Below are 4,388 nucleotides of genomic sequence, written 5' to 3'. Positions count from 1 at the left end.
ATGAAAGTCAGACCGTCCGTGAAGCCCATGTGCGAGAAGTGCAAGATCATCAAGCGCAAGGGCAAAGTCATGGTCATTTGCGAAAACCCCAAGCACAAGCAGAGACAAGGTTAAGGAGGCGCTGAAGAAATATGGCACGTATTGCCGGCATTGACCTGCCGAAGGACAAGAGAGTGGAGATCGGTCTCACCTACATCTTCGGCATTGGGCGCACCAGCGCCAACAAGATCCTGAAGGAGGCCGGGATCAATCCCGACACCCGGGTGAAGGACCTGACCGAGGACGACGAGGCCAAGCTGCGCGAGGTGATCGCCAACGGCTACACGGTGGAGGGCGACCTGCGCCGCGACGTGGCGATGGACATCAAGCGCCTGACCGAGATCGGCTGCTACCGGGGCATCCGGCACCGCAAGGGCCTGCCCGTCCGGGGCCAGCGGAGCAAGACCAACGCCCGCACCCGCAAGGGTCCCAAGCGCACTGTCGCCAACAAGAAGAAGTAAGGAGGGAGAAACACGATGGCTACTGCTGCGAAAGGCAAGAAAGTGGTGCGCAAGCGCCGCGAGAGAAAGAATATCGAGAAGGGCCAGGTGCATATCCGCTCCTCCTTCAACAATACCATGGTTACCGTGACCGACATGGGCGGCAACGCCCTGAGCTGGGCCTCCTCCGGCGGCCTGGGCTTCCGCGGTTCCCGGAAATCCACCCCCTTCGCCGCCCAGACCGCCGCCGAGACGGCCGCCAAGGCCGCCATGGAGCACGGGCTGAAGACCGTCGAAGTGTATGTGAAGGGCCCCGGCGCCGGCCGCGAGGCCGCCATCCGCGCCCTGCAGGCGGTGGGCCTGGAGGTCACCCTCATCAAGGACGTGACTCCCGTCCCCCACAACGGCTGCCGGCCGCCCAAGCGCCGCCGCGTCTGATGACGGACAGAAGGAGGAAATAAGAATATGGCAAAGAATATGCAACCCGTGGCCAAGCGCTGCAAGGCGCTGAATATTTCCCCGGCGGCCATGGGATACGCCAAGAAGACCACCAACCGCAACCCCAAAGCCAACGTCCGCCGGAAGCAGTCTGAGTACGCCATGCAGCTCAGCGAGAAGCAGAAGGTGAAGTTTGTCTACGGCATCATGGAGAAGCAGTTCCGCATGTACTACGACCGGGCCGCCAAGGCCCAGGGCAAGACGGGCGAGAACCTGCTCATCCTGGTGGAGCGCCGTCTGGACAACGTGGTCTACCGCCTGGGCTTCGCCATGACCCGCCGGGAGGCCCGGCAGATGGTGAACCACGGCCACTTCACCGTCAACGGCAAGCGGGTGAACATCCCCTCCTACCTGGTGAGCGTGGGCGACGTCATCGAGGTGGCGGAGAAGAGCCGCTCCTCTGTGAAGTTTAAGCGTCTGACCGGCGAGGACGCAGTGATGGTCACCCTGCCCCAGTGGCTGGAGCGGGAGAAGAACACCCTCCGGGGTGTGGTGGCCAAGATGCCGGAGCGTGGGGACATCGACCTGCCCATCGAGGAGCACCTCATCGTCGAGTTGTATTCCAAGTGATCCTTTTGATACCCTCGACTGCGGACCTTGGGGGGATCTCCCCCAGGGGCTCCGCGACGAACCATATGACGATACGGCGGAACTGACCCCTCCGCCGCCGCAACAAGGAGGGTAACTGTTTCATGGTAGAAATCGAAAAGCCGCGCATCGAATGCGTGGAAAACCCCGGCGACGGCTCCTACGGCAAGTATGTGGTGGAGCCGCTGGAGCGCGGCTATGGCACCACTTTGGGCAACTCTCTGCGCCGGATTCTGCTCTCCTCGCTGCCCGGCACCGCGGCGACCTCCATCAAGATCGCCGGGGTCCAGCACGAGTTCAGCACCATCCCCGGCGTGAAGGAGGATGTCACGGAGATCGTCCTCAATGTAAAGGGCATCATCGCTAAGCTCCACTCGGAGGGCATGAAGACCGTCTACATTGAGCGCAGCGGGGAGGGCGAGGTCACGGCCGGCGACATCAAGGCCGACGGCGAGGTGGAGATTCTCAATCCTGAGCACCACATCGCCACTCTGGGCCCAGACGCCTCCCTGAACATGGAGCTGACCCTGTCCCACGGCCGGGGCTACGTCCCCGCCGACCGGAACAAGCAGCCCCAGACGGTCATCGGTGTGATCCCGGTGGATTCGATCTACACCCCGGTGAAAAAGGTCAACTACACAGTGGAGAACACCCGTGTGGGCGACCTCACCGACTTTGACAAGCTCACCCTGGAGGTATGGACCAACGGGACCATCACCGCCCGGGACGCGGTGAGCCTGGGCGCCCGCATCCTGGTGGACCATTTCATGCTCTTCACCGACCTGAGCGAGACCATGGGCAACAAGTCCACGGTGGTGGAGAAGGCGGAGGCCCAGCGGGACAAGGTGCTGGAGCTCACCATTGAGGAGCTGGACCTGTCGGTCCGGTCCTTCAACTGCCTCAAGCGGGCCAACATCAACACGGTGGAGGATCTGATCTCCAAGACCGAGGAAGAGATGATGAAGGTCCGCAATCTGGGCCGGAAGAGCCTGGAGGAGGTCATCAACAAGCTGGCCATGATGGGCCTGAGCCTGGCCAGCGATGACAACAGCAACTAGGGCTTGTTTGAAAAATGTCAACATGCCCAACCGGCGGGGCTTTTGCCCCCTGGACGGCGCAATTTTTCCTTGAAATCCGTCAGGATTCCTGCGGAAAAATTGCTTGCCAGCGGGCAAAATCCCTCGCCGCTGGACACATCGCTCTGTTTCAAACAAGCCCTGAACCCACGCGGAAGAGGGGTGGTCCGGCGGGCATGTAACGTCCCCCGCCGAATGCCGCAGGGCGCCGGAGGGCCCCCCTCGGAAGGCTCCGGCCTTCGGGACGAATTTACAACAAGGGCTTTCGCCGTGCGAAAGGCCGTTAGGAGTTGACGTATCATGTCTGGATACCGTAAGTTAGGCAAGCGTTCCGACCAGCGCAGGGCGATGCTCCGCGCTATGGTGACCTATCTGCTGGAGAACGGCCAGCTCAAGACCACCTACGCCCGGGCCAAAGAGGTGGCCCCTGTGGCGGAGAAAATGGTCACGCTGGCCAAGCACAACAGCCTGGCCACCTACCGTCAGGCCCTGTCCTTCCTCACCAAGGAGGACGTGGCCAAGAAACTCTTCGACGAGATCGGCCCCAAGTACGCCGACCGCAACGGCGGCTACACCCGCGTGGTGAAGATCGGCCCCCGGCGGGGCGACGCTGCCGAGATGGCCATTGTGCAGCTGGTGTAACCAGCGCACCCAAATAGCTGGAAACGGCAACGAGGTCTGGCCCCGAGAGGGGTCAAACCTCGTTGTTTTTGTTTTGCGGAGAAACGTCCGGCTCCAGGGCGCTCACTGGATCAGCTCCCAGTCCGGTCCGCGCTGGCGGTAGACGTGCTCCACCTCCACCGGCGGCTCCACCCGATCCGGGATGGGCTGGCCCGGCGCCAGGGGGAAGACGACGCAGGTGCCGCAGGAGGAGGAGAGACTCCGGGGGACGGGCATCAGGCGCACGTCCACCCCGGCGCTCTTCAGGGCCCGGTTGGTGAGAATCGCGTCAAAGTGGGAGCGGAATGTCACAAGATAGGTCATAGGGCAGCCTCCCTTTCTCCTCTATTCTATTCCTTTTTTCGCCCCCTGTCCAGGCCCGAGCTTCCATAAAATCAGAAATTTACATGGCCGCTGCTCGTCCTCCTGGCAGCCGTCCCCGGCCTCGGGGAGCCGCTGGCCGTCGCCGATGAAGTTGGCCCCAATGGTCATGCGGGGGACGGCCGGATCCGGGAAGGTGGCCACCCACCAGTTGGCGGTGGCCCGGACGCCGTCGCTGACTACATAGCCCCGCTCGGCCACCGGGGGCTGAACCCCAGGCCCGGGAGGGGTTCTTTCCCCGGGGCGGCGGCGTGCGCCGTTGGGGGCGCTTCGGCAGGGAGGACTGCGGCAGGAAATGGAGAACCCCCTGGAGGAGGCGCTGCCTCCCCCAGGGGGTTGCGTTTCTGGGTGGGGACCCTGGGGGGACTCAGTCCCAATCCCAGCCCAGAATAGTGCCGCTGTAGGCGTCGATCTCAAACTCGTACTCGGTCCATCCGCTGTAGTACTCGCCCTCATAGACCATGCGGCCGTCATCCCAGTCCAGATTAATGCGGCTGAAGGTGCCGTCGTAGGTGCCGGACCGGCTCTGTACGATCTCCTTGACCTGGGACTCGGAGATGGTGTCGCCGCTCTGGCTGGTGGCAGGGGGCGTATAGTACTCGGCGTCGTAGTCGTAGCTGCGGATGTCGCCGGTGGTGGCGTCGATGTCGTAGTCGTACTCGGTGTTGTTGGCGTAGAACTCCACCTCATACTGAGCCCGGCCGTC

Annotated in this window: 9 protein-coding genes; 6 read left to right on the top strand and 3 right to left on the bottom strand. The window is 62.9% G+C overall.

All coding sequences use genetic code 11. From position 1 onward, the window contains the following. The 6 genes from rpmJ (at position 1) to rplQ (ending at position 3,283) form a co-directional block, all read left to right on the top strand. Positions 1-114 (top strand): 50S ribosomal protein L36, encoded by a 114-nt coding sequence (rpmJ, locus tag Q0K09_RS10440; protein WP_006573428.1) that lies wholly within the window; start codon positions 1-3, stop codon positions 112-114. A gap of 17 nt (positions 115-131) precedes the next feature. Next, positions 132-500: a 30S ribosomal protein S13 gene (gene rpsM / locus Q0K09_RS10435; RefSeq protein ID WP_294476016.1), complete on the top strand. Its 369-nt coding sequence runs from the start codon at positions 132-134 to the stop codon at positions 498-500. A gap of 15 nt (positions 501-515) precedes the next feature. Beyond that, positions 516-917, top strand: a complete 402-nt coding sequence (rpsK, locus tag Q0K09_RS10430) for a 30S ribosomal protein S11 (protein ID WP_058118494.1) — start codon at positions 516-518, stop codon at positions 915-917. Between the two features lie 27 nt (positions 918-944). Then, entirely contained in the window at positions 945-1,547 is a 603-nt protein-coding gene (rpsD, locus tag Q0K09_RS10425; RefSeq protein ID WP_294475996.1) for a 30S ribosomal protein S4, read from the top strand. Positions 1,548-1,669: 122 nt separating this feature from the next. Further along, a complete protein-coding gene (locus tag Q0K09_RS10420) occupies positions 1,670-2,623 on the top strand; it encodes a DNA-directed RNA polymerase subunit alpha (RefSeq protein ID WP_294475995.1) in 954 nt (317 codons plus the stop codon). Positions 2,624-2,941: 318 nt separating this feature from the next. Next, a complete protein-coding gene (gene rplQ / locus Q0K09_RS10415; protein ID WP_294475992.1) occupies positions 2,942-3,283 on the top strand; it encodes a 50S ribosomal protein L17 in 342 nt (113 codons plus the stop codon). A gap of 102 nt (positions 3,284-3,385) precedes the next feature. Here the strand turns inward: rplQ and Q0K09_RS10410 are convergent, their stop codons facing one another. The 3 genes from Q0K09_RS10410 to Q0K09_RS10400 all read right to left on the bottom strand — a co-directional run. Further along, complete coding sequence (locus Q0K09_RS10410) at positions 3,386-3,625, bottom strand: DUF3343 domain-containing protein (protein ID WP_294475989.1); 240 nt, start codon at positions 3,623-3,625, stop codon at positions 3,386-3,388. Between the two features lie 21 nt (positions 3,626-3,646). Continuing rightward, positions 3,647-3,883, bottom strand: a complete 237-nt coding sequence (locus Q0K09_RS10405; protein WP_294475988.1) for a hypothetical protein — start codon at positions 3,881-3,883, stop codon at positions 3,647-3,649. A 166-nt stretch (positions 3,884-4,049) separates the two neighbouring features. Further along, on the bottom strand, positions 4,050-4,388 hold a 339-nt coding region (locus Q0K09_RS10400; RefSeq protein WP_294475984.1), incomplete at its 5' end, for a PepSY domain-containing protein.

The sequence above is a fragment of the uncultured Intestinimonas sp. genome (assembly GCF_944387725.1).
GTDB lineage: Bacteria > Bacillota > Clostridia > Oscillospirales > Oscillospiraceae > Intestinimonas.
The sequence above is the reverse complement of the archived record's forward strand: the minus strand, read 5'-3'. Positions and strand labels throughout refer to the sequence as shown.

What these genes read in the sequence shown, in the direction of transcription:
- rpmJ (WP_006573428.1), top strand. Translation starts at nt 1, where the DNA reads ATGAAAGTCAGACCGTCCGTGAAGCCCATGTGCGAGAAGTGCAAGATC.
- rpsM (WP_294476016.1), top strand. Translation starts at nt 132, where the DNA reads ATGGCACGTATTGCCGGCATTGACCTGCCGAAGGACAAGAGAGTGGAG.
- rpsK (WP_058118494.1), top strand. Translation starts at nt 516, where the DNA reads ATGGCTACTGCTGCGAAAGGCAAGAAAGTGGTGCGCAAGCGCCGCGAG.
- rpsD (WP_294475996.1), top strand. Translation starts at nt 945, where the DNA reads ATGGCAAAGAATATGCAACCCGTGGCCAAGCGCTGCAAGGCGCTGAAT.
- Q0K09_RS10420 (WP_294475995.1), top strand. Translation starts at nt 1,670, where the DNA reads ATGGTAGAAATCGAAAAGCCGCGCATCGAATGCGTGGAAAACCCCGGC.
- rplQ (WP_294475992.1), top strand. Translation starts at nt 2,942, where the DNA reads ATGTCTGGATACCGTAAGTTAGGCAAGCGTTCCGACCAGCGCAGGGCG.
- Q0K09_RS10410 (WP_294475989.1), bottom strand. Translation starts at nt 3,625, where the DNA reads ATGACCTATCTTGTGACATTCCGCTCCCACTTTGACGCGATTCTCACC.